Source organism: Salinicola sp. NYA28a, from assembly GCF_976982775.1.
On record NZ_OZ334582.1, the window covers coordinates 2657944 to 2684054 of the forward strand.

General features: G+C 61.0%; 29 protein-coding genes, 1 tRNA gene and 1 pseudogene. 19 read left to right on the forward strand and 12 right to left on the reverse strand.

All coding sequences use genetic code 11. The annotated features are described in order from the left end of the window. Position 1: 1 nt before the first annotated feature. On the reverse strand, positions 2 to 883 hold the full coding sequence (locus tag ACWHY3_RS11905) for an NAD(+) kinase (protein WP_071232087.1): 882 nt from the start codon (positions 881 to 883) through the stop codon (positions 2 to 4). 345 nt (positions 884 to 1228) lie between these two features. Here ACWHY3_RS11905 and ACWHY3_RS11910 point away from each other — a divergent pair, with 345 nt between their 5' ends. From ACWHY3_RS11910 to ACWHY3_RS11945, 8 genes are all read left to right on the forward strand, one after another. Next, the gene (locus ACWHY3_RS11910; RefSeq protein ID WP_303852991.1) at positions 1229 to 1594 is read left to right on the forward strand and encodes a hypothetical protein; all 366 of its coding nucleotides are present in this window, start codon (positions 1229 to 1231) and stop codon (positions 1592 to 1594) included. 11 nt (positions 1595 to 1605) lie between these two features. Next, the gene (locus tag ACWHY3_RS11915; protein WP_332779559.1) at positions 1606 to 3774 is read left to right on the forward strand and encodes a pyrroloquinoline quinone-dependent dehydrogenase; all 2169 of its coding nucleotides are present in this window, start codon (positions 1606 to 1608) and stop codon (positions 3772 to 3774) included. A 204-nt stretch (positions 3775 to 3978) separates the two neighbouring features. Then, complete coding sequence (locus ACWHY3_RS11920) at positions 3979 to 5274, forward strand: DUF3100 domain-containing protein (protein WP_087718901.1); 1296 nt, start codon at positions 3979 to 3981, stop codon at positions 5272 to 5274. A 160-nt stretch (positions 5275 to 5434) separates the two neighbouring features. After that, positions 5435 to 6595: a M20 aminoacylase family protein gene (locus ACWHY3_RS11925; protein WP_087718900.1), complete on the forward strand. Its 1161-nt coding sequence runs from the start codon at positions 5435 to 5437 to the stop codon at positions 6593 to 6595. Positions 6596 to 6689: 94 nt separating this feature from the next. Further along, positions 6690 to 7601: an NAD(P)-dependent oxidoreductase gene (locus tag ACWHY3_RS11930; RefSeq protein WP_087718899.1), complete on the forward strand. Its 912-nt coding sequence runs from the start codon at positions 6690 to 6692 to the stop codon at positions 7599 to 7601. Further along, positions 7598 to 9157 carry an aldehyde dehydrogenase family protein gene (locus tag ACWHY3_RS11935; protein WP_087718898.1) on the forward strand — a complete coding sequence of 520 codons (1560 nt, stop codon included), beginning with the start codon at positions 7598 to 7600 and terminating at the stop codon, positions 9155 to 9157. The genes ACWHY3_RS11930 and ACWHY3_RS11935 overlap by 4 nt, the downstream gene beginning before the upstream one ends. Positions 9158 to 9306: 149 nt before the next feature. Beyond that, positions 9307 to 10434 carry an aminotransferase class V-fold PLP-dependent enzyme gene (locus tag ACWHY3_RS11940; RefSeq protein ID WP_448126632.1) on the forward strand — a complete coding sequence of 376 codons (1128 nt, stop codon included), beginning with the start codon at positions 9307 to 9309 and terminating at the stop codon, positions 10432 to 10434. A gap of 46 nt (positions 10435 to 10480) precedes the next feature. Further along, positions 10481 to 11395 (forward strand): VOC family protein, encoded by a 915-nt coding sequence (locus ACWHY3_RS11945; RefSeq protein WP_143543260.1) that lies wholly within the window; start codon positions 10481 to 10483, stop codon positions 11393 to 11395. Between the two features lie 31 nt (positions 11396 to 11426). On the opposite strand, the gene ACWHY3_RS11950 is transcribed toward ACWHY3_RS11945, so the two are convergent. Then, positions 11427 to 12347, reverse strand: a complete 921-nt coding sequence (locus ACWHY3_RS11950) for a LysR family transcriptional regulator (RefSeq protein ID WP_087718895.1) — start codon at positions 12345 to 12347, stop codon at positions 11427 to 11429. A gap of 219 nt (positions 12348 to 12566) precedes the next feature. On the opposite strand from ACWHY3_RS11950, the gene ACWHY3_RS11955 reads away from it, so the two are divergent. The 3 genes from ACWHY3_RS11955 (at position 12567) to ACWHY3_RS11965 (ending at position 14627) form a co-directional block, all read left to right on the forward strand. Then, positions 12567 to 12902, forward strand: a complete 336-nt coding sequence (locus tag ACWHY3_RS11955; RefSeq protein WP_087718894.1) for an antibiotic biosynthesis monooxygenase family protein — start codon at positions 12567 to 12569, stop codon at positions 12900 to 12902. Between the two features lie 28 nt (positions 12903 to 12930). Continuing rightward, entirely contained in the window at positions 12931 to 13518 is a 588-nt protein-coding gene (locus tag ACWHY3_RS11960) for a cell wall hydrolase (RefSeq protein WP_256961191.1), read from the forward strand. Between the two features lie 86 nt (positions 13519 to 13604). Continuing rightward, a complete protein-coding gene (locus ACWHY3_RS11965; protein ID WP_303852981.1) occupies positions 13605 to 14627 on the forward strand; it encodes a DUF1853 family protein in 1023 nt (340 codons plus the stop codon). Here the strand turns inward: ACWHY3_RS11965 and ACWHY3_RS11970 are convergent. Beyond that, positions 14563 to 15453: an EamA family transporter gene (locus ACWHY3_RS11970; RefSeq protein WP_303852980.1), complete on the reverse strand. Its 891-nt coding sequence runs from the start codon at positions 15451 to 15453 to the stop codon at positions 14563 to 14565. The two genes, ACWHY3_RS11965 and ACWHY3_RS11970, sit on opposite strands and share 65 nt — an antisense overlap. On the opposite strand from ACWHY3_RS11970, the gene ACWHY3_RS11975 reads away from it, so the two are divergent. Continuing rightward, positions 15452 to 15940, forward strand: coding sequence for a DUF6314 family protein (locus ACWHY3_RS11975; protein WP_087718890.1), 489 nt, complete (start codon positions 15452 to 15454; stop codon positions 15938 to 15940). The genes ACWHY3_RS11970 and ACWHY3_RS11975 overlap by 2 nt on opposite strands. A gap of 50 nt (positions 15941 to 15990) precedes the next feature. Here the strand turns inward: ACWHY3_RS11975 and ACWHY3_RS11980 are convergent, their stop codons facing one another. Continuing rightward, the gene (locus ACWHY3_RS11980) at positions 15991 to 16149 is read right to left on the reverse strand and encodes a YqaE/Pmp3 family membrane protein (protein ID WP_075569000.1); all 159 of its coding nucleotides are present in this window, start codon (positions 16147 to 16149) and stop codon (positions 15991 to 15993) included. A gap of 219 nt (positions 16150 to 16368) precedes the next feature. After that, positions 16369 to 16623: a hypothetical protein gene (locus ACWHY3_RS11985; RefSeq protein ID WP_087718889.1), complete on the reverse strand. Its 255-nt coding sequence runs from the start codon at positions 16621 to 16623 to the stop codon at positions 16369 to 16371. 327 nt (positions 16624 to 16950) lie between these two features. Here ACWHY3_RS11985 and ACWHY3_RS11990 point away from each other — a divergent pair, with 327 nt between their 5' ends. From ACWHY3_RS11990 to ACWHY3_RS12000, 3 genes are all read left to right on the forward strand, one after another. Beyond that, positions 16951 to 17271: a hypothetical protein gene (locus ACWHY3_RS11990; protein ID WP_087718888.1), complete on the forward strand. Its 321-nt coding sequence runs from the start codon at positions 16951 to 16953 to the stop codon at positions 17269 to 17271. A gap of 123 nt (positions 17272 to 17394) precedes the next feature. After that, positions 17395 to 17592: a hypothetical protein gene (locus tag ACWHY3_RS11995; RefSeq protein ID WP_087718887.1), complete on the forward strand. Its 198-nt coding sequence runs from the start codon at positions 17395 to 17397 to the stop codon at positions 17590 to 17592. A gap of 71 nt (positions 17593 to 17663) precedes the next feature. Further along, positions 17664 to 17813 carry a hypothetical protein gene (locus ACWHY3_RS12000; protein ID WP_179208873.1) on the forward strand — a complete coding sequence of 50 codons (150 nt, stop codon included), beginning with the start codon at positions 17664 to 17666 and terminating at the stop codon, positions 17811 to 17813. A 653-nt stretch (positions 17814 to 18466) separates the two neighbouring features. Here ACWHY3_RS12000 and ACWHY3_RS12005 read toward each other — a convergent pair. The 5 genes from ACWHY3_RS12005 to ACWHY3_RS12025 form a co-directional block, all read right to left on the reverse strand. Continuing rightward, positions 18467 to 18694, reverse strand: coding sequence for a hypothetical protein (locus ACWHY3_RS12005; protein WP_087718885.1), 228 nt, complete (start codon positions 18692 to 18694; stop codon positions 18467 to 18469). Between the two features lie 175 nt (positions 18695 to 18869). Then, positions 18870 to 18943: transfer RNA gene (locus ACWHY3_RS12010), tRNA-Gly, on the reverse strand. Between the two features lie 717 nt (positions 18944 to 19660). Beyond that, positions 19661 to 20200 carry a GntR family transcriptional regulator gene (locus ACWHY3_RS12015; protein ID WP_448126633.1) on the reverse strand — a complete coding sequence of 180 codons (540 nt, stop codon included), beginning with the start codon at positions 20198 to 20200 and terminating at the stop codon, positions 19661 to 19663. 33 nt (positions 20201 to 20233) lie between these two features. Beyond that, positions 20234 to 21673 carry an IS66 family transposase gene (tnpC, locus tag ACWHY3_RS12020; RefSeq protein ID WP_023004967.1) on the reverse strand — a complete coding sequence of 480 codons (1440 nt, stop codon included), beginning with the start codon at positions 21671 to 21673 and terminating at the stop codon, positions 20234 to 20236. Positions 21674 to 21721: 48 nt separating this feature from the next. Then, positions 21722 to 21898 (reverse strand): hypothetical protein, encoded by a 177-nt coding sequence (locus tag ACWHY3_RS12025; protein ID WP_448126634.1) that lies wholly within the window; start codon positions 21896 to 21898, stop codon positions 21722 to 21724. Positions 21899 to 22123: 225 nt separating this feature from the next. On the opposite strand from ACWHY3_RS12025, the gene ACWHY3_RS12030 reads away from it, so the two are divergent. Next, on the forward strand, positions 22124 to 22321 hold the full coding sequence (locus ACWHY3_RS12030) for a hypothetical protein (protein WP_087718883.1): 198 nt from the start codon (positions 22124 to 22126) through the stop codon (positions 22319 to 22321). Between the two features lie 393 nt (positions 22322 to 22714). Further along, positions 22715 to 23352: pseudogene (istA, locus tag ACWHY3_RS12035) on the forward strand (IS21 family transposase); the annotation flags it as partial. A 424-nt stretch (positions 23353 to 23776) separates the two neighbouring features. Here istA and ACWHY3_RS12040 read toward each other — a convergent pair. Next, complete coding sequence (locus ACWHY3_RS12040; protein WP_087718882.1) at positions 23777 to 24565, reverse strand: 2-keto-4-pentenoate hydratase; 789 nt, start codon at positions 24563 to 24565, stop codon at positions 23777 to 23779. Further along, on the reverse strand, positions 24562 to 24969 hold the full coding sequence (locus ACWHY3_RS12045; protein WP_256961190.1) for an amidohydrolase family protein: 408 nt from the start codon (positions 24967 to 24969) through the stop codon (positions 24562 to 24564). Before ACWHY3_RS12045 ends, ACWHY3_RS12040 begins: the two co-directional genes overlap by 4 nt. On the opposite strand from ACWHY3_RS12045, the gene ACWHY3_RS12050 reads away from it, so the two are divergent. Together ACWHY3_RS12050 and ACWHY3_RS12055 are read left to right on the forward strand one after the other, a co-directional pair. Beyond that, positions 24894 to 25256: a site-specific integrase gene (locus ACWHY3_RS12050; RefSeq protein WP_332779561.1), complete on the forward strand. Its 363-nt coding sequence runs from the start codon at positions 24894 to 24896 to the stop codon at positions 25254 to 25256. The genes ACWHY3_RS12045 and ACWHY3_RS12050 overlap by 76 nt on opposite strands. Further along, positions 25253 to 26086: a hypothetical protein gene (locus tag ACWHY3_RS12055; RefSeq protein ID WP_448126635.1), complete on the forward strand. Its 834-nt coding sequence runs from the start codon at positions 25253 to 25255 to the stop codon at positions 26084 to 26086. The genes ACWHY3_RS12050 and ACWHY3_RS12055 overlap by 4 nt, the downstream gene beginning before the upstream one ends. Positions 26087 to 26111: the final 25 nt, after the last annotated feature.

A 26111-nucleotide genomic window follows, 5' to 3' on the forward strand; every position in this document is an offset into this window, starting at 1 on the left:
GTCAGTCTCCCAGCCTGCTGCTCCATCCCAGCTTGGAGCGGCAGGCTTCGAAGAAACTGTGCCCGCGTGGGTGAATCAGCGTCAGGCGCTCGGCGTGGCGACGGACGTAGAGGATGTCGTCAGGCTTGCAGACGACGCGAGTCTGGCCGTCGCAGCTGACATGGGGATAGGCCTGGTTGATATCGCCGATATGCACGCGAATCTCGCTGGCGGCATCGATCACGATCGGCCGGCTGGAGAGCGTATGCGGGAACATGGGCACCAGCGTGATCGCCTCCAGCCCCGGATGCACGATCGGACCGCCACCGGAGAGCGCGTAGGCCGTGGAGCCGGTGGGTGTCGCCATGATCAGGCCATCGGAGCGCTGCGAATAGACAAAGCGATCGTCGACGAAAAGCTCGAACTCGATCATCCGCGCCGCCTTGCCCGGATGCACGACCACATCGTTGAGACTGGTGCCGGAACCGATCAGACGCTCGCCACGATAGAGCTCCGCCTCGAGCAGAAATCGCCTTTCAGTGTCGTACTGCCCTTCCAGTACCTCGGCCACCTTCTGTTCGACCTCGTCGGGGGAAATATCGGTCAAAAAGCCCAGCCGCCCACGGTTGATGCCGAGTACCGGCGTCGCGCTATGACACAGGGCCCGAGCCGCGCCCAGCAGGCTGCCGTCGCCGCCCACCACGATCACCAGATCGCACAACGTGCCCAGCTCCCGGCGCCGGGCTTCCCTGTGGCCATGGCCGGAAAGCAGTGCGGCGGTACGATCCTCGATCACGATCTCGAGACCATGACGCTCGAGAAAGATCACCAGGCGCTTGAGCGTCTCGACCACCTTGTCGCTGCCCAGACGGCCAATCAGACCGATGGTGTTGAACGATTCCATACAACGTGACTCTCGCGGCGTGACGGTCGGCCATTATGCTGGCTGCGCTTGCTTTGCCGCAAACGGACCGCCGCGACGCTCAAAGTTTCCGTCAAAAAAATCAATCGTTTCCACGCTAACGTCCGAAAATATCCTACACTTTAGTCTGCCTGGTGTGTGGATTCCGCGCACACGTAACCACACCGCCGCCTGGCGACCCATCGCTACCACGTCGAAAGTGGATTCCGCGCACACGTAACCACACCCGACTGTTTCGACACTATCAATTGGCCTGATGCAACATCAGAACGATGCAGAAACAGCCGCCAGGTGCACCAATCGATCTCATCAGGAGACAACGACCTCATGTCCCAATCTCGATCATTCAGGGCGGGCATCATAGTGCTGCTGGTGGCCTCGCTTGCCGGGCTCGCCGTATCGCTTTATGCCTATTTCACTCCGCTGACCGGCGTCGATGGTACGCTTGGCGCCCTCGTCGTCATCCTCACGTCGATTGCGCTGGTCATCATGACGCTGGTGTTGGCTCCGCTTTCCTGCCGCAGCGGACGCGTGGCGCTGCGAGTGTTGATCCTGCTGGATCTCGTCGGCACCGGTTTCGCCGGGCTATTGCTGCATCAGTGGTGGCTGACGGCCGCCATGGTGGTTGGCCTGATCGGCCTGCTGCTGGACATGGCCAGTCCAGCTGCTTCCAAGTCACCAGCCCATTCATGAGGAGCCGATTCATGCCAACTTCCTTGCCCCAAATGCCCGTGCCTGCACTGAAACTCACCGCACAGCGGTTGGGGACCGCCACGGCACTGGCGCTACTGCTCGCCCCGGTCCCGCTGTTCGCCCAGGATCAGCCAGCCGACGCCAGCCAGACATCGGGCCAGAGCGACGCTCAGTCGTCGTCCGACTCCCTGAGCTCTGATTCCCAAAGTCCTGACTCCCAGAGTTCTGACTCCCAGAGTTCTGACTCCCAGAGTTCTGGGTCACAGAACGTCAGCGTCGCGGGCTCGAGCGACCAGGAGAATGCCAACCGGCCGCCGATTCCGCTGGTGCCGGAGAAGCCGACCTGGGACAGCTTCCACGGTCAGCTCAACGCTCAGAAGTACAGCCCGCTCGACCAGATCACGGCGGATAACGTCGGCGAACTGGAGAAAGTCTGGGAGTACCACACCGGCGATATCTCCGACGGCTCCGGCGACATCCCGGCGACGGTATGGTCGGCGACCCCGGTCTTCGCCAACGACACGATCTACATCGGTACGCCCTTCTATCGTCTGATTGCGCTGGACCCGGGCACCGGCGAAGAGAAGTGGAGCTTCGACACGAAATCCTCGCGCGAGGCGTTGACCCAGCCGGTGCTGAAGAACCGCGGCGTCTCCTACTGGGAAGCCGAAAATCCGGTCGCCGGCGAACCGTGCCAGAAGATCGTCTACATGGGCACCATGGACGCGCAGCTGTTCGCGCTGGATGCCGATACCGGCGAACTCTGCAAGGGCTTCGCCGACAACGGCGTGCTCAACGTCAACCAGTGGAACGACACCCACGCCGAGTGGCCGCTTTCCGTGCTCCAGCCACCGACCGTGGTCGGCGACCATCTGATGCTCGGCTGGGCCGGCATGGACTGGGCCTACGAACAGGCGCCGCCGGGAACGATCTTCTCGCTCGACGCCCAGACCGGCGATCTCGAATGGACGTTCCAGGCGCTTTCCGACGAGATGCGCGAGAAGAGCGGTACCGCCAACGTCTGGACGCACATGTCCGCCGACCGCGAGAACGGCCTGCTCTACCTGCCGGTCTCCTCGCCGTCACCGAACTACTGGGGCGGCAACCGCACCGAAGAGGCGCCGCTGGCAACCTCGACCACTGCGCTCGATATCGAGACCGGTGAAGTCGTGTGGTCCCGCCAGTGGGTTCACCACGATATCTGGGACTACGACATCAACTCCGCCCCGACGCTGATGGACATCACTGTCGACGGCGAGCAGATCCCGGCGCTGGTTCAGGCGACCAAGCAGGGCTTCCTGTTCGTGGTCAACCGTCTGACCGGCGAAGATGTCTGGCCGATCGAGGAGCGTCCGGTACCGCAGGGCGACGGCACCGTCGAGGGTGAAGTCTATGCACCGACGCAGCCCTTCCCGACCAAACCGGCGCCATTGCTGGATCAGTCCGAGAAACCCAAGATCTGGGGCCTCGCCGATGCCGTGGGCGGCGGCCAGTGCTCGCGCCTGTGGGACGATCTCTGGTACGAAGGCATGTACACGCCGCCGACCACCAAAGGCGAAGGTGCGCTGACCTACCCGGACAGCTCGGGCGGCGTGCAGTGGGGTGGCGTGGCGTTCGATCCCGAAAGCCAGACCGCCATCGTCAACACCTCGCATATCGTGCAGTACGTCAAGCTGTACAACCGTGAAGACTACGAAGAGGCCGATAGCGGCTCCGGCAACGAAAGTGGTTTCGCCCCCCAGAAAGGTGCGCCCTATGGCATGCGCCTGAAAGTGGCGATGAACTGGCTCGGCATGCCGTGCTGGGAACCGCCTTTCGGTGAACTGGTGGCGATCGACATGCATACCGGTGACGTGAAATGGCGTAAGCCGGTCGGCGCCTCTCAGCAGTACGGCTTCTTCATGCCCGAGAGGTGGGGCTCGCCGACCATCGGTGGTCCGGCCGTGACCGCGGGTGGTGTCGTGTTCATCGGCGCATCGATGGATGCCAAGCTGCGTGCCTACTCGCTCGAGACCGGTGAAGAGCTGTGGGAAGACCAGGCCCAGGCGCCTGCCGTCGCCAATCCCTCGGTCTACGAGTACAAAGGCCGCCAGTACGTCGCTTTCGTGGCCGGCGGCAACACGATCCTCAAGGATCAGGTCGGCGATCAGGTCGTGGTGTACGCACTGCCGGAAGAGTGATCGCCTAGCCCGATAACCGACGGGCAGCTGCGATCATGATCGCATTGACGGGGTGGGCCTTGGCTCACCCCGTTTTTCGTTGCGAATGGCTGATCCCGTTCCAGTCATCCAAAAAACAGAACACCTCACGCCTTTCATTCGATCACGCTCTCTCTGGATACTCGGTGGATGACCTCACCACCAACAACAAAGAGGTAAAGATCGATGCCCCTCTCCCAACTGCTCAACTGGCGGCTGCACCTGCTGGTCGTCGTGCTGTCACTGCTCAGCGAATGGGTCGGCATTCTCAAGATTCCGCTCGGGCCCGGCACGCTGCTCCTGCTGCCGCTGTTCTACGCCTTCGTTCTCGGCGTACTGCTCAATCCGCACCTGTTCTCCGGGACGAAGCGATTTCTCCCCGAGAGCCTCAGCCAGGCAGCGACCCCGCTGATCCTGATCTCGATCATGCCGTTCATCGCGCGCTTCGGCTCGACCATTGGCCCCGCCATCGATCAGATCATCAGCGCCGGCCCTGCCCTGATCCTGCAGGAGCTGGGCAACCTCGGCACCATGCTGGTCGCGTTGCCGGTAGCGGTATTGGTGCTCAAGATGGGGCGGGAGGCGATCGGTGCCACCTATTCGATCGCCCGCGAACCCAACATCGCGATCATCTCCGACAAGTACGGCCTCAAGGGGCCGGAGGGGATCGGCGTCATGGGCGTGTATGTCGTCGGTACCATGTTCGGCACGCTATGGTTCGCGCTGATGGCCGGCTATCTGGCCTCGCTGGACTGGTTCGATCCGCGGGCACTGGCGATGGCCTGCGGCGTGGGCAGCGGCAGCATGGTCGCGGCGTGTTCCGGCGCGCTGGCCGGGGCAGCGCCCGATCTCGCGGATGACCTGCTCGCCTTCGCCGGTGCCAGCAACCTGCTGACCTACGCTACCGGGCTCTATGTCTCGCTGTTCATCGCGCTGCCCATGGCTGAATGGCTGTATCGTCGCCTGGGTGGGCGCAGTCGTGCGACGAGTTCGGTCGGCGCCATGGCCGCCAATGGCAATGATGCCGATTTCCCCAGTGAAGAACGCCCCGAGGCCCATCTCGGCAAGACCGCCGCGGTACTGGCCATGGCCTGCGTGGTCGGCTGGATCGCCAACACCATCAACGGCGCCTCGCTGATCGACGCCCTGCCGGGCATGATCATTCTCTACGTCATGACCCTGATCGGCCTGGTGATCACGCGGGCGGCCCCGTTCTATCTGCCCGGCGTCGCCTGGGTATCGCTGGTCAGTATCGTCATGACGTTGCCGTTCTTCCCCGGCAGCGGATGGATCGTCGACCAGCTCGCCGCGGTCAACTTTCTCGCCATCGTCACGCCGGTGCTCGCCTACGCCGGTCTGGCGCTCAGCCGTCGCGAATTCACGATGTTCCGCCAGACCGGCTGGAAGCTGATCATCATTTCGTTGCTGGTATTCACCGGCACCTATGTCGGTTCGGCGGTCGTGGCCCAGGTACTGCTATAAATCAAGCGCTGCTGTAAATCAGGTGCTGCTGTAAACCAGACACTGCTGTAAACGTCCTTTCATCGGCGCGCTCGGCCTATTCCACCTCTGCAAGCCCAACCTATGCAGAGCGCGCCACTCGATGATCCGAGTAGATCATGAGCCATTGCCGGAGGAGATCATGAATCAACCCGCTGTCTATCCCGATCCTGAAACATTGACCGAATGGCGCCGCGATTTCCATCGTCATCCGGAGATCGCCTTCGAGGAGACCCGCACCAGCCAACGTATCGTCAAGATTCTGCGCGAACACGGCCTTGATCCGGTCACCGGCCTGGGCGGCGGCACCGGCGTCGTTGTCACCATCGAGGGGAACCGAGGCCCGGGCCGTGCCATCGGGCTGCGTGCCGATATCGATGCCCTGCCGATCGAGGAACTCAACGATATCGACTACCGCTCGTCGATACCGGGTCGCATGCATGCGTGCGGCCACGACGGCCACACCACGATGCTGCTGGGCGCTGCCTGCGCACTGGCGAAAGCTCCGGACTTCGCCGGCCGGGTTCACTGTATCTTCCAGCCCGCCGAAGAGAGCGAAGGCGGCGGCCGCGTGATGGTCGAGGAAGGCCTGTTCGAGCGCTTCCCGATGGATGCGGTCTACGGCCTGCACAACTGGCCAGGGCTCGCCGTCGGCGAGGCGGCGGTGCACGACGGCCCGGTCATGGCCGCCTTCGACGTCTTCACCCTGCGCCTGACGGGGCAAGGCTGTCACGCGGCCATGCCGCATCTGGGTACGGACGTGGTGCTCGCCGCCTGCCAGCTGGCAAACCAGTTGCAGGGGCTGATCAGCCGGGAGACGCCGCCGCACCAGTCCGCCGTGCTCAGCATTACCCAGTTCCATGCCGGCGATGCCTACAACGTCATCCCCGAGACGGTCGAGCTGCGCGGCACCGTGCGCTGCTTCGATGCGGCACTCAAGGCCAAGCTGAAGCAGCGCTTTCGCGACGCCGTTGATGCCACCGCGCAGTTTCATGGTCTCAAGGCCGAATTTGATTATCAGGCACGCTATCCGGCGACGATCAATACTCCCCAGCATGCCGCGCGCTGTGCCGAAGTGCTCGAGACGCTCACGGGTATCGGCAAGGTCCACCGTGACATGGCGCCCAGCATGGGATCGGAGGATTTCGCCTTCATGCTGGAGCAGTGCCCGGGGGCCTACATCTGGCTCGGCAACGGCGACAGCGCAGCACTGCACAACCCGGCCTATGACTTCAACGACGCCATCGCCCCGTTCGGCGTTGCCTACTGGCAGGCGCTAGTGCAGAAACTGCTGAACGAGTGACGACGGCGTCGGTTTCGGTTTCGGTTTCGGTTTCGCCATACCGAAGCAATTCATTCCAGAGCGATTCATTCCAAGAACAATCCAGGAGAGCTTCATGAAAATCACCGTCATTGGCCTTGGCCAGATGGGCGGCAACATGGCGCTGACGCTTCACGGCGCCGGCTTCGACGTCACCGGCAGCGATGTGTTCGAAGCGGCGCGCCAGCGCCTCGCCGAGCAGGGTCTTGCCACCGTGAACCCTGAATCCCTGCCGGCCAGCGATGTGTACCTTCTGTCACTGCCCACCTCTGAACATGTGCGTGAAGTCATCGAAAGGTCACCCGGGCTGCTCGAACTGGCCCCCAAGGGCAGCGTCATCGTCGACTCCTCCACCAGCGATCCGGTGGTCAGCCGCGAACTCGCCGCCAAGGTGATCGATGCCGGTCTCGAATGGCTGGATGCGCCGGTTAGTGGCGGCCCCAGGGGGGCCGCGAACGGCCAGCTCGGCATGCTGCTCGGCGGCGACATGGCAACAATCGAGCGCCTCATGCCGATGCTGGAAGCGATGTCCGCCAAGCGCACTCATGTGGGCGGGCCGGGTAGCGGTCACGTCGTCAAGCTGGCCAACAACTATCTCTGCGCCACCAACCTGATCGCCACCGCCGAAGCGGTGACCCTTGCCGCCAGGGCCGGCGTCGACCCGGCGGCCTGTCTGGCCGGTCTCAACAGCGGCTCGGGCCGCAGTGCCGTCAGCGAAGTCAATTTCCCTGAGTGGATTCTCTCCGGGCGCTTCGATTCCGGCTTCACCAGCGGCCTGATGCGCAAGGACCTGCGCCTGGCGCGCGATGCCGCCAGTGGCCTTGAGCTCGATCTTGAACTGCTGCAGCGTGTCGTCGAAGGTTGGCATGCTGATTCGACGCGACCTGCTGACGGCGATGATTTCAACCACATCACCTCACCGATCCTGGCCCAGGCCGGCATCGATTTCGTCCAATCCTCTGCCAGCGACGAGGAGATCTCCGCATGAATGCACTGGATATCCAGGCACGGCAGACGTTGAGCGATCTCCTGACCCAATTCGGCTTGTCGCCGGAAGCCGGAGGGCTGCCCTGCTCCAACTGGATCGATGGCGATCTGGTCGCCGGCCGGGGCGAGGCCATCGCGCTGACGAATCCGGCTACCGGCGGCGAACTGATCACCTACCGCGATGCCGGCGCCGACCTGCTGGACCAGGCTGTCGAAGCCGCCTCGCGCGCTCAGGTCGAATGGATGGCGCTGACTGCCAGCGAACGCGGCCGCCGCATGAACGCTGCCATTCGTCGCCTGGAGGGCCATGAAGAGGCGCTCGCCCAGCTCGAGAGCGTGGTCGCCGGCAAGCCGATCCGCGACTGCCGCGGCGAGGTCGGCAAGGTTCGCGAAATGTTCGAGTACTACGCCGGCTGGTGCGACAAGCAGCACGGCGAGGTCATCCCGGTGCCCACCTCGCACCTCAACTACGTGCGCCACGTGCCGTTCGGCGTGGTCGGTCAGATCACGCCGTGGAACGCGCCCATGTTCACCTGTGCCTGGCAGCTGGCACCGGCGATCGCCGCGGGCAACGGCGTGGTACTCAAGCCATCGGAGCTGACGCCGTTCTCCTCGGTCGTCATCGCCCGCCTGCTCGAATCCGGCGGCCTGCCGCAAGGCCTGATCAACATCGTCAACGGCCTCGGCCCGACCACCGGTGCGGCACTAACCGGCCACGACGGTATCAGCAAGCTAGTGTTCGTCGGCTCTCCCGACAGCGGCCGCCTGATCGCCGAAGCTGGCGCCCGTCGGCTGGTCCCCAGCGTGCTCGAGCTCGGAGGCAAATCGGCCAATATCATCTTCGACGATGCCCGGCTCGACGATGCCGTGGCGGGTGCGCAGGCGGCAGTTTTCGCCGCAGCCGGGCAGAGCTGCGTGGCCGGGTCGCGGCTGCTGATCCAGCGGAATGTTTTCGACGCCGTGGTCGAACGCGTCGGCCGCGCCGCCAGCCAGATCACCGTCGGCCTGCCGGCAGACGAAGCCACCCGCATGGGCCCACTGCAGAATGTGCGCCAGTTCGAGCACGTCACCGGCATGATCGAGCGCGCCAGGGCCGCTGGCGCTCGCGTTGTCACCGGCGGTACGCGCCCCTTGGGCTTGCCGGAAGGCGCCGACGGCTACTATCTCGCGCCGACGGTCATCGCCGATGTCGATGCCTCGATGGAGATCGCCTGCGAGGAAGTCTTCGGCCCGGTCGTGGTCGCCATGCCGTTCGATGACGAAGCCGACGCCATTCGTCTCGCCAATGGCACCCGCTTCGGACTCGCCGGCGCGGTATGGACGCAGGACCCGGCCAAGGCGCATCGTGTCGCCGGCCAACTGCGCGCCGGCACCGTCTGGATCAACAGCTACAAGGCGATCAACGTGATGTCGCCCTTCGGTGGCTTCCGCGATAGCGGCTTTGGCCGCTCCAGCGGCCTCGACGGTCTGCGTGAGTACACCGTACCGCAGAGCGTCTGGGTCGAGACCGGCGTCGAAGCCAGCGTCGCCATGGGCTACGGCAGCGGCCACGAATAATCGGTTCCGGGCGGCCTCGGTCGCCCGCCTGCCCCGAATTCGTTGGAACGAGGCAGGCATCCTGCTCGATTCGCACCCATTGAGGTGGCGCGGGTAGCGATTCCCCGGCAGCATACAGGGTGAACCCGACCGCCAAGGCAGGAACTCCCGTGCAGCCATCCGATCTGTGCTATCTCAATAACGCCTCCGTCGGTCTGCAAAGCCCGGCGGTTTCGGCACGTCTAGGAGAGTGGCTGGAAGCGGAGATGGCGGCCTACCCGCGCCAGCGTCTCGAAAGTGCCATCTGGGATCTGCAGGCGACACGAACCCGGCTGGCCGGCTGGATCGGGGCCCCTGAACCGCAGGTCGCGTTCGGGGCGAGCACCTCCCAGCTCATGGGGCAGGTGGTGGGGAGCCTCGATCTCGCCGGTCGGCGGCTGCTGGTGGCGCCGGGCGAGTGGGCTTCGAATATCGTCATGCTGAGGCGCCTGGGTGGAGAGCCGCCGCGCCATATCGAACTGCTGGCGACCGATGCCGACGGTCAGTTCGATCCCGTGGCGATCGCGGGTCAGATCGGCGAGGACGTGGCGGCGATTCTGACGCCGCTGGTGACCAGTATCGAAGGCCGTCGCTACGATGTCGAAGCGTTGGGGAATCTGCCTCGACCATCACACTGCCCGCTGATCGTGGATGCTGCCCAGGGCTTGGGTCAGACTGAAGTCGATGTGCGCCGGCTCGGCTGCGACGTACTGGTCGCCACCACTCGCAAGTGGCTCCGTGGCCCCCGCGGCATGGCGCTGCTCTACGTCAGCCAGCCGGCAGTGGCCATGATGCATCCCAACCCGGCGCCGGAACTGGCGGGATTGCGGCTGGACCGGGAAACCCAGCGTTTTCTCGACCTCCCCCAGGCGCGGCGCTTCGATGCCTCGGACGTCTCGATCATGAATCAGGTCGCGCTGACAGCGGCGATCAACGAACTGCAGCAGATCACGCTGGAGGCGTTGCGCGAACATCTGACGACGCTGACCGAGCGGGTCTACGAGCTGGCCCGCGAACGAGGGTTTCGGCCGCTGCTGCAACGGCCGGAAAGCGGCATCGCCACGATCCACCTGCCGGACGCTGCACCGTTACAGATTCACCAGAAGCTCGATGCGGCCGGCATCGTTGCCAAGGTATGCGATACCGCCGCCGAACCCTTGAACGTCAGGTTGCCGACCGCCGGCGCCCTGGTGCGGATCTCGCCGCATTGGCACAACACGAAGGAAGACATCGACCGCGCCATGGCGGCGCTGAGGTGAGAAAACCGAAGGCTTATCCCGTACCCTGCCTTCAGGAATTCCGATATTGGGCAATACTGCAGACAACCACACCACGGATGAAAGGCTCATGAGCTTCGGCATCGATCACCCCTTACTGGCGGTCAATCATCTCGATCACGCCGCCCAGGCGGCGAGAGATCTCGGCTTCAACGTCAATTCGCGCCACCGGCACCCCTGGGGCACAGACAACCATCTGCTGTTCTTCAGCAACAACTTCATCGAGCTGATCGGCATCGGTCGCCCGGAATGCCTGGACTATCAGGACGACAACGGTTTCCAGTTTGGTCGTCTGATCGAGGCGCGCCTGATCACGGTGGGTGACGGCATCGCCATGGTGGCGCTCGACAGCGACAGCATCCAGCGCGATCACGCTCTGGTGGCGGCACGGGGATTTTCCGAGGCGTGCCCGATCATCTTCCGCCGCATGGCGCATCTGCCCGGCGGCCGCAACGAGGAAGTGAGCGTGGCGCTGGACATGCTGCACGATCCGGAACGTCCCTTTCTGACCCAGTTCCTCTGCCAGCAACTGCGCCCCGAGCTGTTTCGTGTCGATCCGACGCAGGAAGCTCATGCCAATACCGCAACCTCGATCGCCGATGTCTGGTACGTCAGCGACGACCCGGCTTACGACATCGAGCACTTCCGGCGCATTCACGGCGACAGCTCGGTCCGCGGCAGCGACACCGCCTGGACCATCCATACCCACAAGGGCGATTGTCACCTGCTCGATCGCCAGACACTGGCGGCGACCTTCCCGACCCTCGGCGATATCGAACCGGAACCGCCGCGCGCCGTGGCGCTTACGCTTACCTGCCGAGACCTGGATGCGGCGATCGCCTGCTGGGACAGCCAGGGCATCGACTACCACCGTCACAGCGAGACCCAGGCCGACATCGCGTCCGGCGTACTGGGGACGCTACTCCGCTTCGAGCAACGTTAGATACGACCCGAACGACGCCGACACCGGGCAGTCAAGGATCGCCGGGCGAGCGGAATGCCTGCATCCAGGCGCTCAGATGACGCAGCAGCTTGAGACTGGCCTCAGGCTGACGCCGACCCACCCGAGTGATCATGTGCGCCTGGGAGTTCTGGAAAAGCATCGAGGCAACGGGAACGGCGACGACACTCCCTTCGGCCAGTTCACGAGCGACGGCAAAGCGCGGCAGTAGCGTGATCCCCATTCCCGCCACCACGGCGCGGCGCAGCACCGCCATCGAGTTGGTTTCCACGGCGACTTGCGGACGCAGCCCCGCTTGCACGAAGGCCTGATCCACCAGCCGACGAACACCATGCCCGGTGTTCCACAGCGCCATGGGCATCTCGCCGAGCCGTTGCAGCGAGACCGGATGCGCCTCCCGCGCCAGGGGGTGATCGACGGGGCAGATCGCCAGCAGCGGCTGCCCGCTGGAGGCCCAGAAGCGGATCTGCGGATGCACTCGCTCATGGAACATCAGCCCGATATGCGCCCGATCCTCGACCACGGACTCGATGATCTCGTCGGTGCCGGCCTGCTCGATGTCGAGACGTATCCCGCGGTAGCGCTCGGCGAAGGCTCTTAGCGGCGCATCGATCAGGTCGTCGATAAAGCCCTCGCCCACGACCAGCGAGATCGTACCGGTTTCCAGGCGCTGATAGGCCTCCAGCCGCGTGATGAAATCGTCGTCCAGCTCCCCTCGCCTGCGGCAATAATCCAGTGCCATTTCACCGACGGGCGTGGGCCTGATCCCTCGCGGCGTGCGCTCGAGCAATGGCGCCCCGAAGGCCGATTCCAGCAGCGCAATCTGTCGGCTGACTGCCGAGGGGGCGATATCGAGCCTTGCCGCCGCCTTGCGCAACGAGCCGGATTCGACCGTGACGCGAAAGTAGACCAGGCGCTGGTGCGGAATATCCATGGATGATGACCGGGAGCGGGAACTGTTGCCTCGATTAGTCCACTAACTCGCATGGACGTCAACGGACCCGACTCGCCATTTGCCGGCTCGACTTTTGCCACCGGATGCTGGCAATGTTGCTCGGTCATGTCCGAAAACGCGCGGCGACGTCGTTCGTTCGGTTCGTTCATACGGCTCCCTCGCCGCCGGGCGCCGGTTTTCCCAATCAGGAGTCGACTCATGTTCATCGCCATGAACCGCTTTCGCGTCAATCCGGAACGCACCGAGGAGTTCGAGACGCTGTGGCTGGAGCGCGAAACGCATCTTCAGGGGCTGCCCGGGTTCGTCGAATTCCACATGTTGCGCGGTCCGGCGGAGGAAGATCACGTTCTCTACGCCTCCCATACCCTCTGGCGCACCCGCCAGCATTTCGAGGCGTGGACGCACTCGGAGGCCTTCCGTGCCGCCCACGCCAACGCCGGCCAGAGCCGCCGCGAGGGTCTCTATCTCGGGCCGCCCAAGTTCGAAGGCTTCGAGGTCATCCAGACGATCGGCAGCGATGATCAGGCCATCTGATCGATATCGGCGCCTGACGGGAGCTCTCTTGCTGACGGGTCTGCTATTGCAAGGCGCGTCGGCACTGGCCGAACCGCCACTGACGAAAGCCGAGATCGCCCGCCAGAAAGCCGAGCAGCTCGAACAGCGCGTCGTCGAGACGGACAAGATCGAACCGGCCCCGGACGCGGCACGACTGACACCAGCGGGCACGGAGGCGGTCGACCCTCGCGGCCTGGCACCGCTCGACGACGCCATTACCTGCCTGGCGAGATCGATCTACTGGGAAGCCAAGGGCACCGATCAGCGCGAGATGCAGGCGGTAGCCAACGTGATCATGAACCGGCTGGGAAATCCGGAATTTCCATCGAGCCTGTGCGACATCGTCCAGCAAGGCTCGGAGACCGGGCAGTGCCAGTTCTCGTGGTGGTGCGATGGCCGCCCCGACGAAGCCACCGAGCCCGAGCAATACGCGGCGGCAAGAGACGTGGCGCGCCGTGCGCTCAACGGTACCCTTCCCGACATCACCCACGGCGCGCTGTTCTTCCATCACCGCAGCATCTCACCGGGCTGGATGGCTACCCTGGAGCGGACGGCGCGGACACGCGAATTCAACTTCTACCGCGAGCCCGAATGATGGAATGCCGTCGATGACGAGACCGCGGAGTACCGAAGGCGTACAGCGTCATGCCGGCCAATGCACGACCCCACGGAGCCTCCCTCTTGCTCGATGCCTTCGTCCCTCTCGATGACGCGCTGCGGGAAGATCTGGCATCGCTTCGTCAGCCTTGGGTCCGCGATATCGCCTGGCTGCTGCATGCGCCAGACATGGCGACGCTGGACTATGTCGGCCGGCCCACCTTGGCCGAGCTCGGGTTGGAGGAACCGCGACGAAGGCGCACCTGGCTGCGTCAGCAAGAGGATCAAGGGGAGCGCTTCCAGCAAAGGCGCCTGGCACGCCGATCACAGCGTCTGGGTATCTATCACGAAACGCTATGGCAATGGATTCTGGATCACGCACCGCGCACCCGGCTTCTGGCCCATAACGTGGCGCTGCGCGAGAATAGGCAGACCCTTGGCGAGCTCGACCTGCTCTACGCTTCCGGGTGGGCCGAGGGCTCGGTGACGGAAGCGAATCGAGGTTGCCACGATCCACAGACCTTCCATGCCGAGCTGGCGATCAAGTTTTTTCTCGGCCTGCCCCAAGGTCCGGGCGACGACCGAAATGCCGCGCGCTGGATCGGCATCGGCAGCTTCGACTCACTGGCCATCAAATGCCATCGCCTGGCGTCTCATCAGCTCCCCGGGGGCCGATCCCCGGCAGCCGATCGCGAGCGCCAGGCCCTGGACGCCACCGGCACGCTGCAACAGCGCATCATCATGCCGGGATGTCTCTACCACCCGTGGAATCAGCACCTGCCTTTGCCAAGGCTTGCCAATGCCGGGGCCGAACAGGGCCTGTGGTGTCACTGGCAAGCCTGGCCTTCACTGATCCGGTTGCTACCGGAAGGGACTCGCGGCCATCGGCTGGCCAAGCCTCACTGGCTTGCGCCGCCCGCGACCGAACCGATGCCGCTGGCGATGCTGGACCATGAACTGGCCCACTCTTTCAGCGCTCCCGGCAGGCCCGCGCATCTGCTGCTGATCCTTCCGGATGATCGGCGATGCCGGCTCTTCGTGGTCAGGGACGACTGGCCGCTGGCGTTGCCGCTACCACCCCGGAGCGCTTCGCCCAGCGCACATTGAGCCACAGCGAACCGGCCAGGATCACGGCACCGATCCCCAGGCGTGCCAGGTCGGCGTCCCGGTTCCAGATCATCAGGTTGACGACCAATCCGGCGGGAATCAGGGCGTTGTTCATGATCGCCAGCGTGCCGGCATCGACGCGGCAGGCCCCCTTGTTCCAGAGGAAATAACCTAGCCCCGAGGCGACGAGACCCAGCCACCCCAGAACGCCCCACTGCAGCGGCGTCGTGGGCAACTTCGCCGAGTCGCCCAGCAGCCAGAATGCCGGTATGGCAACGCAGAGCGCGCCCAGATAGAACCAGCCGAACAGGTGGCGATGCGCCACGCCATCGGGCAGGCTGCGTGCCAGGTGCCGATACGCGACCTGCCCCAGCGCAAAGCTCAGGTTGGCGCCCTGCACGACCAGGAACCCCAGCCAGTAATCGTTCGTGACGCCGTCATACCGGATGACGGCCGCGCCCACCACGGCCAACGCTGCCACCACCAGGTAGCGTGGCGAAAAGCGCCGCGCCAGCAGGTCATCGACAAGCGTGATATAAAGCGGCGTGAAAATGGTAAACAGCAGCACTTCCGGCACGGTAAGCAAGAGGAAGGACTGGTAGAAGAAAAGGTACATCACGCCAAGCTGGAGACTGCCGATGGCCATCAAGCCGAGGCGGGAAGACCAGCGCAGGGCAGCGGGACGCAGAAACGGCAGGAAAATCGCGGTCGCGAGCAAAATTCGCGCCATGACGGCGAAGTAGCTGTCGACCTGGCCGGAGAGATAGACACCGATCAGACTGAACGAAAAAGCCCACAACGCCGTGACACCGACGAGATACGACATGAATGGTCAACCTTATGAAAACGACAAGTTGACAGCCATTATACGGCTAGAGTCGCTGTTGCCCAACCTCTCGCGCTTCGTGTTCAGCGCGCAATCGGGCCAGGCCTCGGCGGTAGGCTGGAATGGTCGTGGCGAAGGCAGGATCGAGGTGACTCGAGAGAACCACAGCGTGCGCTTCTTCGAGTCGGGCACCTTCACCCTGGATGGCCAGACCCGCAGCGTACCCATGCGCAACGTCTACCGCTGGGATATCCACCCGGATCGAATTGCGCTTTCCCACGAGCGCCGTGGCGTTGAGGATGCCGTCTCGCTCTTCGACCTGGTCGTCGAAAACGATGACACCCTGGTCAGCGCAGAGGTACATCAGTGTGCTGCCGATGCCTATAGCGCCAGACTGACGTTGACGGAGGACGGGATCGATCTCGCGTGGCGCATCGTCGGGCCGCGCAAGGACGAACGGATTCTTTACCATTATCGGAGTCGCTGAAACGACATCGGCTTCCCGAAGGAAGCCGATGAACGAGTCGCTGCGCAGCCTCAGCGCGTCGCGATGATCCAGATCGCGTGGATGATGCCCGGTATGTACCCCAGCAACGTCAACACGACGTTGATCCAGAACTGCAGCCCCAGCCCCACCTGCAGGAATACCCCAACCGGCGGTAGAAGAATAGCGAAGATGATGCGAATGATGTCCATATGGCCTCCTATGCTCGGAACGACATCGTTTGTGTTCGACAATCCGTTGCAGTGCTTCGAAAAATCGCAGTACTTCGAAAAATCCCAGTGCTTCGAGAAACCGAAACCTTTGGATTCTCAAAGTAGACGAGATGACGACATCCCGTTGAAAAATCTTGATTCACCCGGTCACAGCATAGCGTTCTTTCGCCTCCAACGCTGCCGACCTGGGCGCTCTTCTCACTCGTGATCGTCTTCCGGGGCCTCGCGAGACGAGCGACGCGAGCTGACCTTGGCGCTGATCGAGCGGGACTCGGAAGCCAGCGCCTCATGATGGCGCTCCCAGTCCTCCCAGTCATGAGGCGTGCCGCTGCGAGGGCCATGCTCCATGGCCTCTCTGGCTCGGGCCCAGGCCTTCTCCTCGAGCGACTGCGGCTTTTCCTCTTCCTTGTCGAGCGCGATTCCCTTTTTGGCAAGATAATCTTGAGCATTCATGGTCAGATCCTCCTGGCCGCCACGTCGGATCCACGCACAACGCGTGAATCCATAATGACGAGAGATGGCGACGACCTCGCCCTACTTCAAGCCGACAACGACATCCCCTAGTGACAACGGCGCCAACAGCGCCATAAGGAATGGATTCCTCCCGTCAGATCGGGTTTATGAACTATAGTGAAGGTGCGTGACACTGTAGGTGGTTGCCGTGTCCACCTCCTATCGTGTTCGGTATCGTCATCTTCGACGCTGTCGTGCTCTTGTCACGGTAGTTCTCTTATCACGTAGTTCTCTTACCACGTAGTTCTCTAGCAAAAGGACCTTGTCATGAGAAAGAATCTGATCACTGCCTCCTTGACTGCCATGCTACTGATGGGCGCAGCAGGCCACGCGCTCGCGCAGAGCGAGGCGATGGAGGAAGCCTACGAAGCCAATGAAGAACCTTTGACCGAAGGTAGCGGTGTCACCGAATCCAGCGGCGAGCAGTCGGATGCGGCGTCGGGCCATAGCCAGGCCACGGAAGAGTCTCTGAACGCCGTCGAGTCCGAGACGGACGAAACGACCGACGTTCCCGATTCCGACCAGCTCGATGATATCAACGCCGAAGGTCAAAGCGACGCGGCCGGTGACGCCATCGAGAGCCAGTGACCCTGCGGGGCGAGCCAAAGGGGCCTCGGCCCCTTTTCGATGTCAACGGTGTCGCATCAGCAGGATAGCTGCCAAGATTGACGCCATCATCAAGACAGAACGCGGTCAAGACAGGGAGATTCCGTGAACTCATTCGTCGTGCGTCATTCCGACATCAACGAAACGCAACAAGCTCCTGAATGGCTGGTCGTCGACAGCCGCTATGACGAAAGCGGCGATGACCGCTGGATCCATTCCCGCCATGCGTTTTCGGAGGAGGCCGAGATGGAGGCCGAACGCCTCAACGGTAATGACACGTCACCCATCGGGAGCGTCGATTGAGCCAGGCTCCCGCAGATGGGATCCTGCAACAACGCACCGGTGTTTCGACCACTCCGAATCAGGAGGATGACATGAAGAAGATGATCGGCGCGGCCATCGCCAGCTGGCTAAGAAAGCCGGAGAACCGGGAAAAAGCCAAACGCACGGCCAAACAAGCCTATGACAAGTACCAACAGCGTAAAAACGGTCCGAAACCCGGCTCGGATCGTAATCCCCGCTAAAGCTCCTCGCAGGATCGTGGCGGCTGTGGCGTCTCGCGAACAACCGCCACCCTGCCTTAGGCCACCGCCTCACCGCTCAATTTCATGACACGCTCTCTAATCGATGCTATCTAGCCTCTCTTCGACTCTGTTTCCAGGAGTCAGTGACCTCAGCAGCGCCGTATGAGTTCTTCCAAATAAGCCAAATAACAAGGCCAAGCTCCTTGATTGGGCCTCGAGAAGCCGTCCATCGAAGACAATACTGAATAAGTTTGTCTGATAGTCATATAAAGCCTAAATTTTCTTGGCCTCCTGCCGTTTATATATCAATGCGTAATAGGAGATATTGCGTATCGCAAATGGCTGACAATGAGGTCGTAATGAGGATGATGGTGAAGGATCGAGTGGAGCCTCTCATAAAAAAAAGGATAACCTCTGATAAGAAAAGTCTGGCAGCTCTCGCCGAACAACACGGGATGCCTCTAGGCACACTCAAGACGCGGGTAAAGAAATTGACCGACCAAGGCTTTGATAGAGACAAGGCCATTCGCCTGGCGCTCAAAAATCCGATAGGACCGCAAGGCCGCCCCAGGCATGAATGACAGGAAGTGACCGACAACGCCACTCCTGGAGAGTGGCGTTATTGATCTTGATCACCGCTCACGAGTCAATGTTTACTTTTTCGTCGTATCGCTGCCCGGAAGCGATCTATCGACTTTGTCTGCAACCTCTTCCTTGACGAAAGCCTCCTCTCGCTTCTGCATGTCACTGGTAAAGTCCGATCTCTTACCAACGACGGCACCGCAGGACGTACAACGAACCTCCTGATCCGGTGCATCGCCAGAGGGAACATCAAGCGTTTCGTTACCACATTTCGGGCATTTGGTAAGGGCTTCTGCCATGAGGACGTCTCCTTTTTCTGAGCTGTCCTCATCAGCGTAGCGGATCTACTGTAGATTCGCGTTGCCTCGTCTGCCATCCGGCGCCTAAGCTGGGCCAAGCGGAGCAAAAGATCACGATTGTTCTTTATAAACAATCATTTATAAGCAATAAGATAAGGTGACGGATAAACAAGGATGGAGCGGGTGAAGGGAATCGAACCCTCGTCTTAAGCTTGGGAAGCTTCTGCTCTACCATTGAGCTACACCCGCAACGGTTTTGATAGTAAATCCAACCACTTAGACTTGCAAGCTTCTCCATGCCAGTAGTGATACCCAGGATGGGCTCTCCCCATCAGACAAGAGAAAGCCCGACCGATCATCGCTGGCCGGCCGGGCTTTCGATCAGCACACGCCTAACTTGCTGAAAGTCGCGGACTGCTCTGTACCGCTTCCATGGCTCCGTCTTCCTTCACGGGTTCCTCTACCGCCATCCTTGAAAGAAAGTAAAGGCGATCTATCCAATAGATCGCTTCAATGCCGCTATCCCTGAATGCGGCTGTTACCGCTATTCTTCAATCTATCCGCTTCAGTTATGGATGACTTTACCCGGCCAATAAGCTTCGTTGCCAACCCATGAGCCCGTTAAACCCCGCTCACCCAAAATAAATTATCCTGTGTTAAATAACATATCTAATTTAGAGGTAACTTTTGTACCGACAAATCCGAATAGTCGAAAGCGCCGTCTGGGCTAAATTTTCTGGCCAGCTGGCTGACGACTGAAAAAAATGGAGGTCAGTTCCTGGTATAAAAACCCCCGACCGAAGTCGGGGGGAGCCCAAGGATCTACAACGGACCAAAATCATAGCGCCACGGCTTGGAAGTAAATAGATCTAAGATCTGATTTTCGTGTAAGAGATTGCCGACAATGCAAGTTGGTTTATGAGTATATGGATGTCGGAAATCCCCTCCTTAACCCTTTGGCCGCGATTACGACACGACATCACGCACTCGCTCCCAGGCATGTTCGAGGTGTTCGCTCAGCGCATTAACCAGCGCTGGCGCATTTCTCCCCTCGAGGGCCTTGATCATCGACTCATGCTCGGCGACCGCCGCCGCCCACTTTTCCCGCCCTTCGTGTCCGATGAACCGTACGCGCTTGAGCTTTGATTGCAGCGAGGCATGAACCTGAATCAGCGACTCGTTATGACTCAACGCCGCGATGGCAGAGTGGATACGCTGATTGGTCTTGTAGTAATCGAGCCGATTTTCCTCCCGATAGTAATCCAGCATGTCGTCGTGAAGCTTTCGCACCTCGGCGATCTCCTCGTCGCTCGCTTCGATACAGGCCAGGCGCCCCGCCAGCTCCTCGAGCGCGCGAATCAACACGAGCATGTCTTGAATGTCCTTGGCCGAAAAGCGGCGAACCGAGGCGCCACGCTGTGGTGTCAGCTCAACCAGGCCCTCGCTGGCCAGATAGCGCAGCGCTTCCCGCAGGGGGGTCCGCGATACGCCAAGACGCTCGCACAACGGGCCTTCGTAGATGCGCTGTAACTATTCAGGTCACGCTGCCTGATCCAGGCCGTCCCGACGCATGAATTCGGGCACTTCACCGGCAAACAACTGTTCCAGTGCGGTGTGCGCTGCCAGGCCCTGCTTGACCGCCGTCGAGAGGAAGCTGCGCATCCGGCAGAAGATCTCGGCACCTTCCCAGGAGCGGAAACAGCCTGAAATCTTCTGCTGGACCTTGGTCATCCGCAGGTCACGCTCCCCTTGGTTATTGGTGAAGGGCGCGGCGGGGTCGTCGAGGAAACGCAGCACATCGTCCTCGTACGCCTGGAGACGTTCGAGCAGGTTACGTGCCTTGGTACGTTTGGCACGACCGCGCTTTCCCGGTGGTGGTGGGATCGGTGGCGGACACTCGGTCTCACCCTCTGTCAGGCACTGCCGATAGCGGACTCGCCAGCGTTGCGCCTCTTCGGGCGAGAGCGTGCCACCGGCAGCGTCAACGGCCTGATGCATCTCCAGCAGCAGATCATGCAGCGCCTTGGCCCACTTTTGGTGGTCATTTTCCCAGGCCGCAGTCAATTCACGCAGGTGATGGGCGTTGCAAAGTGCGTGGCGGCAATCCGCGTAGCGGTAGTAAGGCTTCCAGTGATCATGCACCAGCACCCCCTGGACATAGGGCAGGATGCCGATGGCATCCATGGCCTCCTGACCTCGCTTGGCGTGAGGCGCCAAGTAGGTCAGGGCGTCATTCGAGGCGCTGTGCAGCCAGTAGCGCTTGCCGCCGACCTGCATCCCGGTCTCGTCGGCATGCACGGTCGCGGCTTGCCTCAGCGCCGGGATCGCCCACTCGGCAAACGCCTCGGCGCGCTGATAGGCCTCTTGATTGAAGGCGAACAGCGTGCCGGTGCTCAGCGATAGATCGCACTGTGAGGCCAGCAGCGCCTGGATGCGGGCATAGGGCAGCAACTGATACTGCGAGAGATAGACGACATGCGCCTTGAGACGTGGGCCATACTGGATCGGGCGGGTCACGCCGTCGGGAAACGGCGCCACATGGCGCCGCCCGAGATCGTCCTCCAGCACCTCGGCGCGATACTCGGTGACGACGGCCTGGATCACGATGTCTTGCACCTGGCGCGTTTCGATGCCGACCGAGCGATAGGTGCGCCCTTTGGGCAAGGTGCGGCGATCGACGCGCAACGACACGATCTCGTCGGGATCGGTGACCGGCGCCAGCGTCTTGCCTTCGTGACCCGGTTGCCCGCCAGGGCGACGCTCGCCCTTGGCCCGGGAACGGCGTTGGCGGTTGGGGTCTTGTGACGGCGGCTTGCTGCTGTTGCGGCTGCTGGTGGCCAGTCGGTCGGCCATCAGCTTGACCAGCAGCATCAGCACGTCGATGGCAGCACGCAAGGAAGGCGAGACCGTGTGGTCTTCCTTGAGCTGCTGCCGGACCCGTTCCAGGGCCTCGTCGACGTTGATATCGCTGATGGTCATGTCACCGCATAGACGTGCCGAAGGATCAGGCACACTATGCCAAAAAAATCAGGTGGTTGGCGACATGCCATCCGCAGCCACCTGAATAGTTACGATGCGCTTACCCGGTTCAAGCTCCCCCTCGATGATCATGTCACGAAGGTGGCTGGTAATCGCATCATGAAGCGAATGCCGGGCAATCGCGGATCGAGGCGATGACGTGGCGGACACGGTTGTCTTCTTCATGAATGTCAGACCAGTAGTTGAAATTGATGCATGGAATGTATCGATTCAGCTTGGAAGCGCTCAATGAAGGACGCCTCCGCGAAAAGTCTGAAGCCATCATACTGCGCCCTGACCAATTTCTGCCTCCATACCAACGTATAATGTATACATTTTAGATTTGAGCGCAATCTCCTCCTCAAGCGAGTGCTTCCCACGAAGTGCTGCTCCCCACGATGAGGAGACACCATGGCTCTTTCCCCCCCGCGTCACGACGTATCCGAGCTGCCGATCATCGCCCTGGCCATGGGCGACCCTGCCGGCATCAGCGCCGAGTTGACGGCAAAACTGGCAGCGGACGACGCCGTCAACCGTGCCGCGCGCCTGGTCATCATCGGTGATCGTCGAATCTTCGACGAAGGCGCTCACACATGCTGGTGTCCGTGATCGGTGCAGCCGACGATGACACGCCAGCGTCAGCGGGCGTGCCGATGCAGTTTCATGGGGGTGTCTTTCGGCTCACCTTGGTCGCTGCCCGGGTCGGTCACGAAGCCCACCCAGTTCCAACACCCCGGACTTCTGCGCAGCCGCCATCCCCTGGGCGACGCGCTCGTACACCCACCAGGCGGTCGCCGCGGATGAAGTCCTCGGGCTGCGGCTGACGCGGCGCGGAGGCTCTGCAAAATAGCGGACTCCATGCTAACTCGGACACCCATTCCACGCACATCCGGACAGTGATTCTACGGCCAACCGGACACTTTTCTGGCAGGCAGCTACGCAGGATTTCGCTACCATCGGCCTCTTTTTCAAAGCGAAGAGGTCGCCGTGGAGCGTTTATCCATGCGTAAAATCCGAGAGATGTTGCGCCTCAGTTCGACTGAGGCCTGTCCGTGCGCAAGATCGCCCGCAGCCTGGGCATTAGCCACAGCAGTGCCGGTGATTATCTCTGCCGCTTTGCCACCAGCGGTCTCACCTGGCCCTGTTCGTTGTCGAATGCCGAGTTGGAGTAGCAACTGTTCCCGCCGGCCCCTGCGGTTGCCAGTGAGCAGCGGCCCCTGCCCGATTGGGCATGGGTGCATGCCGAACTGCGCCGCCCCGGCGTAACCCTGGCGCTGCTCTGGCAGGAGTACCGCCTGAGCCAGCCGCAGGGCTTCCGGTACAGCTGGTTCTGCGAAAATTACCGAGTCTGGCAGAGCAAGCTGGACGTGGTGATGCGTCAGGAGCACCGCGTCGGCGAGAAGCTATCCGTCGACTAAGCTGGCCAGACGGTGCCGGTGATCGACCGCCATAGCGGCGAGATCCGCCAGGAGCAGATGTTCGTCGCGGTGCTTGGTGCGTCCGGCTACACCTTCGCCGAAGCCACCTGGTCGCAGCAACTGCCGGACTGGCTGGGCTCGCACACCCGTTGCTTCGCCTTCCTCGGCGGCGTGCCGGAGATCGTGGTGCCGGACAACCTGCGCAGCGCGGTGAGCAAATCATCCAATAGAACACTGCTGTAAAAATTATTTTTACAAGGTGACTTCATGTGTATTGGAGGAGACTTTTTCATAAATTCGATTCTTTAATAACACGCGATTGAAGTAGCAAGTGACCTGCTCCCCGATTTCAGTCCCAAGCTGAAGTTAGTGGAGTCCGTTTTCCGAGCGGGAGACGGCAGTGAAAAGCATTTTACGGGAGAACAGATTTTCGACTTCTCAAGCAGGCAGGGGCCGGTGTGCCGGTGAAAGAGCTTTACCGGCGGCATGGGGAAACAGCTACTTTTTCAACAGAATCGGCCGAAAACGGGCTGTCCGAAAAACCAGAGGCGAGCCTGCTCGCCTCACCTTCAGAAGCTGTCGCGCAGCTCCGTCATCAGATTGCGCAATTCGCCATAACTCACCGTGTTTGTATGAACATCGTGATTCAACCCCATGAAATCAAGGGTGGCATCTTCAAATCGTTTCTAAGCGGGCCGGTTGAGAGCAACACCTCTCCTAAGACTGGAAACGCAACTTTCACATTTGCGCCTGGCCGGGCCCAAAGCAGGCCTGTCCAGCTTCCTGTGGCGAACAAATCACCAGCTTTCAATGGCCGGTTCTGAGTCGCTGCATGCCTCGCCAACCATGGTATCGAAGCCAAGGGGTCCGTGAAGGGATGGCTTCCAATACCGGAGATCTGCAGTCTCCCATCTACCCAAACCTCGACAGCCTGCTCCGACCAGTCTGCGGGAGGGTGGATTATTTCCCCTAAAACCAACGCGCGGTTGAGTTGTTGGTCGGCCAGACGAAGCAATGGATGAGCTCGCTCACCATTTTGAAAACGCGTATCGCACAACTCAATCCCGACCTGCCATGCTTCGATCGCTTCATATACTGCCGCGCGATCGACATCGCCATCGACATCTCGTCCAAGTTGTACGATCAGTTCACCCTCGATTCCGAACCGGTTGCAATAGCCATCAGGAACCTCCCAACCTGATAGATGAATTGCGCGGCTCGGGACACGCGCGGCGCTGACCAACTTCCCTGGGCTTCCACCAAGCTTCCAGGCTGTCACCGAAGACTCACTGAACCAACCAAGCTCCGAGGCGACGATTTGCTGAACCCGATAAGCGTCGGTTTCGGTCATCAAACCGAGCCCATCATGCGGCAAATTTCGCCGCTCTCGCCAAGCATGAAGCAATGCCGCTGCTACCTCGGTCGTGCCATTCATAGCGGCAGTTCATTTTGACGACGACGGGATTGAGCGGGAACAGGCCTTTCGCAGGTTAAAAACTTCCCATGCCCCGGCTTAGCCCTTGGTTCGCCGTCCCAGACGACCTCGCCTCGTGCCAGCGTTACTGCAGGCCATGCACTTAGCTGCATGCCTTCATAGGGGGTGTAATCAACGTTGTGATGCAACATGTCGTTGGTAACCCGTACCGGGTCGCCTTCATTCCAGATGACCAGGTCAGCATCCGCCCCGATTGCGATGCTGCCTTTGCGTGGGTACAAACCATACATCTTGGCGGCATTGGTAGATGTGAGTATTAATCGAGCATATGCATGTCCTTCGCCGTGCCGGCTGGTCAAGTGGTTCGCTGTTTCGATCAGAATCGGACCGCAATCGTGGCTCATCATTGACTCATTGGACGTGGAGCAAAACAGTTGAAGGCTGGGCAAAGAAGGCACAACTATCGCACATTAGCACTCATACCTTTCGTCATCTTCGTCTGACCCATCTGGCCCGGGCCGGCTGGAAGCTTCATGAATTAACCACCTATGCAGGACATCGCGATCCCAAAACCACGTTGGCTTACCTCCATCTATCGGGAGCAGACTTAACTGCAAAGATGTCGCACTCTGTAAGCAGCCTAGATGCTCGGATTTTTTGTGAACTCTTCGAGAATGAGGTATCACAATGAACACCTCTTCCGCCGACTATATTCCATTCGATGTGAGTCAATACGAACGTCAAACTACTCTATCGAATCTGGAACTGACCATACTTTCCAATCGTTCTTACCGTTCGGACTGGTGCTATCTACAATCGGAGATACCCGGACTCATGAGACCGCTCATTGACCTGGCGACTCACAGTGGGGTTTCCATGCGTTTAGCAATCATTTCGGTGGCAGCCATTCTCTGGAATATCAGCAAGACTGGCAAACCCCACTGGCTTTGGACTGAGTCACAGTGGCTGACTTTACTCATTAGCAAAGCAGGATCACGACCTTACCTTGCTTCTGTTGCCTATCACCTTGGCGGTTTTCGAGTACCACAGCGCCTTGATAAATTCCGGCACCCGGCGACATACGCCTCTTTTATCTTTGGCCATGAAGTATTCAGACATGAGCACGTTCGATTAAGCCGAGCGTTGAGATCGCTAGGTTATGCTGCGCTTCATCTTGAACAGTTCCTTTCCAGCGTACTGGGCACATTGATGCTGGAAAATGGCGATCCGCGACTGGAGACATTCACTGAGGAACTGCTTTTGAAGGGTCAGCAGCATCGAAGCGAAGGTGTTGCGAGATCGATTGGAAAGGTATCTCACGGACTAGCTGCAATGGGCATCCTGTCGAAACCTATTCGTATGCGAGGCTATATCAGTTGGCGAGAAAAAAGCATCGAAGGCATCGACCCAGCTTGGGTAATGTGGTGTCGTCGCTGGCGTGATACATCCACCTTACGTCCCCACACACGTGAAAGTAATTACCCCGGCTTATTCATGAGGCCGGCCCGAAAACGAAGATAGCGGATGGTATTCTCTTGAAAATTCA

Bases quoted from the DNA above. Each gene is read 5' to 3' on its own strand.
- ACWHY3_RS11905 (WP_071232087.1), bottom strand. From the start codon at position 883: ATGGAATCGTTCAACACCATCGGTCTGATTGGCCGTCTGGGCAGCGAC.
- ACWHY3_RS11910 (WP_303852991.1), top strand. From the start codon at position 1,229: ATGTCCCAATCTCGATCATTCAGGGCGGGCATCATAGTGCTGCTGGTG.
- ACWHY3_RS11915 (WP_332779559.1), top strand. From the start codon at position 1,606: ATGCCAACTTCCTTGCCCCAAATGCCCGTGCCTGCACTGAAACTCACC.
- ACWHY3_RS11920 (WP_087718901.1), top strand. From the start codon at position 3,979: ATGCCCCTCTCCCAACTGCTCAACTGGCGGCTGCACCTGCTGGTCGTC.
- ACWHY3_RS11925 (WP_087718900.1), top strand. From the start codon at position 5,435: ATGAATCAACCCGCTGTCTATCCCGATCCTGAAACATTGACCGAATGG.
- ACWHY3_RS11930 (WP_087718899.1), top strand. From the start codon at position 6,690: ATGAAAATCACCGTCATTGGCCTTGGCCAGATGGGCGGCAACATGGCG.
- ACWHY3_RS11935 (WP_087718898.1), top strand. From the start codon at position 7,598: ATGAATGCACTGGATATCCAGGCACGGCAGACGTTGAGCGATCTCCTG.
- ACWHY3_RS11950 (WP_087718895.1), bottom strand. From the start codon at position 12,347: ATGGATATTCCGCACCAGCGCCTGGTCTACTTTCGCGTCACGGTCGAA.
- ACWHY3_RS11955 (WP_087718894.1), top strand. From the start codon at position 12,567: ATGTTCATCGCCATGAACCGCTTTCGCGTCAATCCGGAACGCACCGAG.
- ACWHY3_RS11975 (WP_087718890.1), top strand. From the start codon at position 15,452: ATGAATGGTCAACCTTATGAAAACGACAAGTTGACAGCCATTATACGG.
- ACWHY3_RS11970 (WP_303852980.1), bottom strand. From the start codon at position 15,453: ATGTCGTATCTCGTCGGTGTCACGGCGTTGTGGGCTTTTTCGTTCAGT.
- ACWHY3_RS11980 (WP_075569000.1), bottom strand. From the start codon at position 16,149: ATGGACATCATTCGCATCATCTTCGCTATTCTTCTACCGCCGGTTGGG.
- ACWHY3_RS11985 (WP_087718889.1), bottom strand. From the start codon at position 16,623: ATGAATGCTCAAGATTATCTTGCCAAAAAGGGAATCGCGCTCGACAAG.
- ACWHY3_RS11990 (WP_087718888.1), top strand. From the start codon at position 16,951: ATGAGAAAGAATCTGATCACTGCCTCCTTGACTGCCATGCTACTGATG.
- ACWHY3_RS12000 (WP_179208873.1), top strand. From the start codon at position 17,664: ATGAAGAAGATGATCGGCGCGGCCATCGCCAGCTGGCTAAGAAAGCCG.
- ACWHY3_RS12005 (WP_087718885.1), bottom strand. From the start codon at position 18,694: ATGGCAGAAGCCCTTACCAAATGCCCGAAATGTGGTAACGAAACGCTT.
- tnpC (WP_023004967.1), bottom strand. From the start codon at position 21,673: ATGACCATCAGCGATATCAACGTCGACGAGGCCCTGGAACGGGTCCGG.
- ACWHY3_RS12025 (WP_448126634.1), bottom strand. From the start codon at position 21,898: ATGAAGAAGACAACCGTGTCCGCCACGTCATCGCCTCGATCCGCGATT.
- ACWHY3_RS12030 (WP_087718883.1), top strand. From the start codon at position 22,124: ATGGCTCTTTCCCCCCCGCGTCACGACGTATCCGAGCTGCCGATCATC.
- ACWHY3_RS12040 (WP_087718882.1), bottom strand. From the start codon at position 24,565: ATGAATGGCACGACCGAGGTAGCAGCGGCATTGCTTCATGCTTGGCGA.
- ACWHY3_RS12050 (WP_332779561.1), top strand. From the start codon at position 24,894: ATGCATGTCCTTCGCCGTGCCGGCTGGTCAAGTGGTTCGCTGTTTCGA.
- ACWHY3_RS12045 (WP_256961190.1), bottom strand. From the start codon at position 24,969: ATGAGCCACGATTGCGGTCCGATTCTGATCGAAACAGCGAACCACTTG.
- ACWHY3_RS12055 (WP_448126635.1), top strand. From the start codon at position 25,253: ATGAACACCTCTTCCGCCGACTATATTCCATTCGATGTGAGTCAATAC.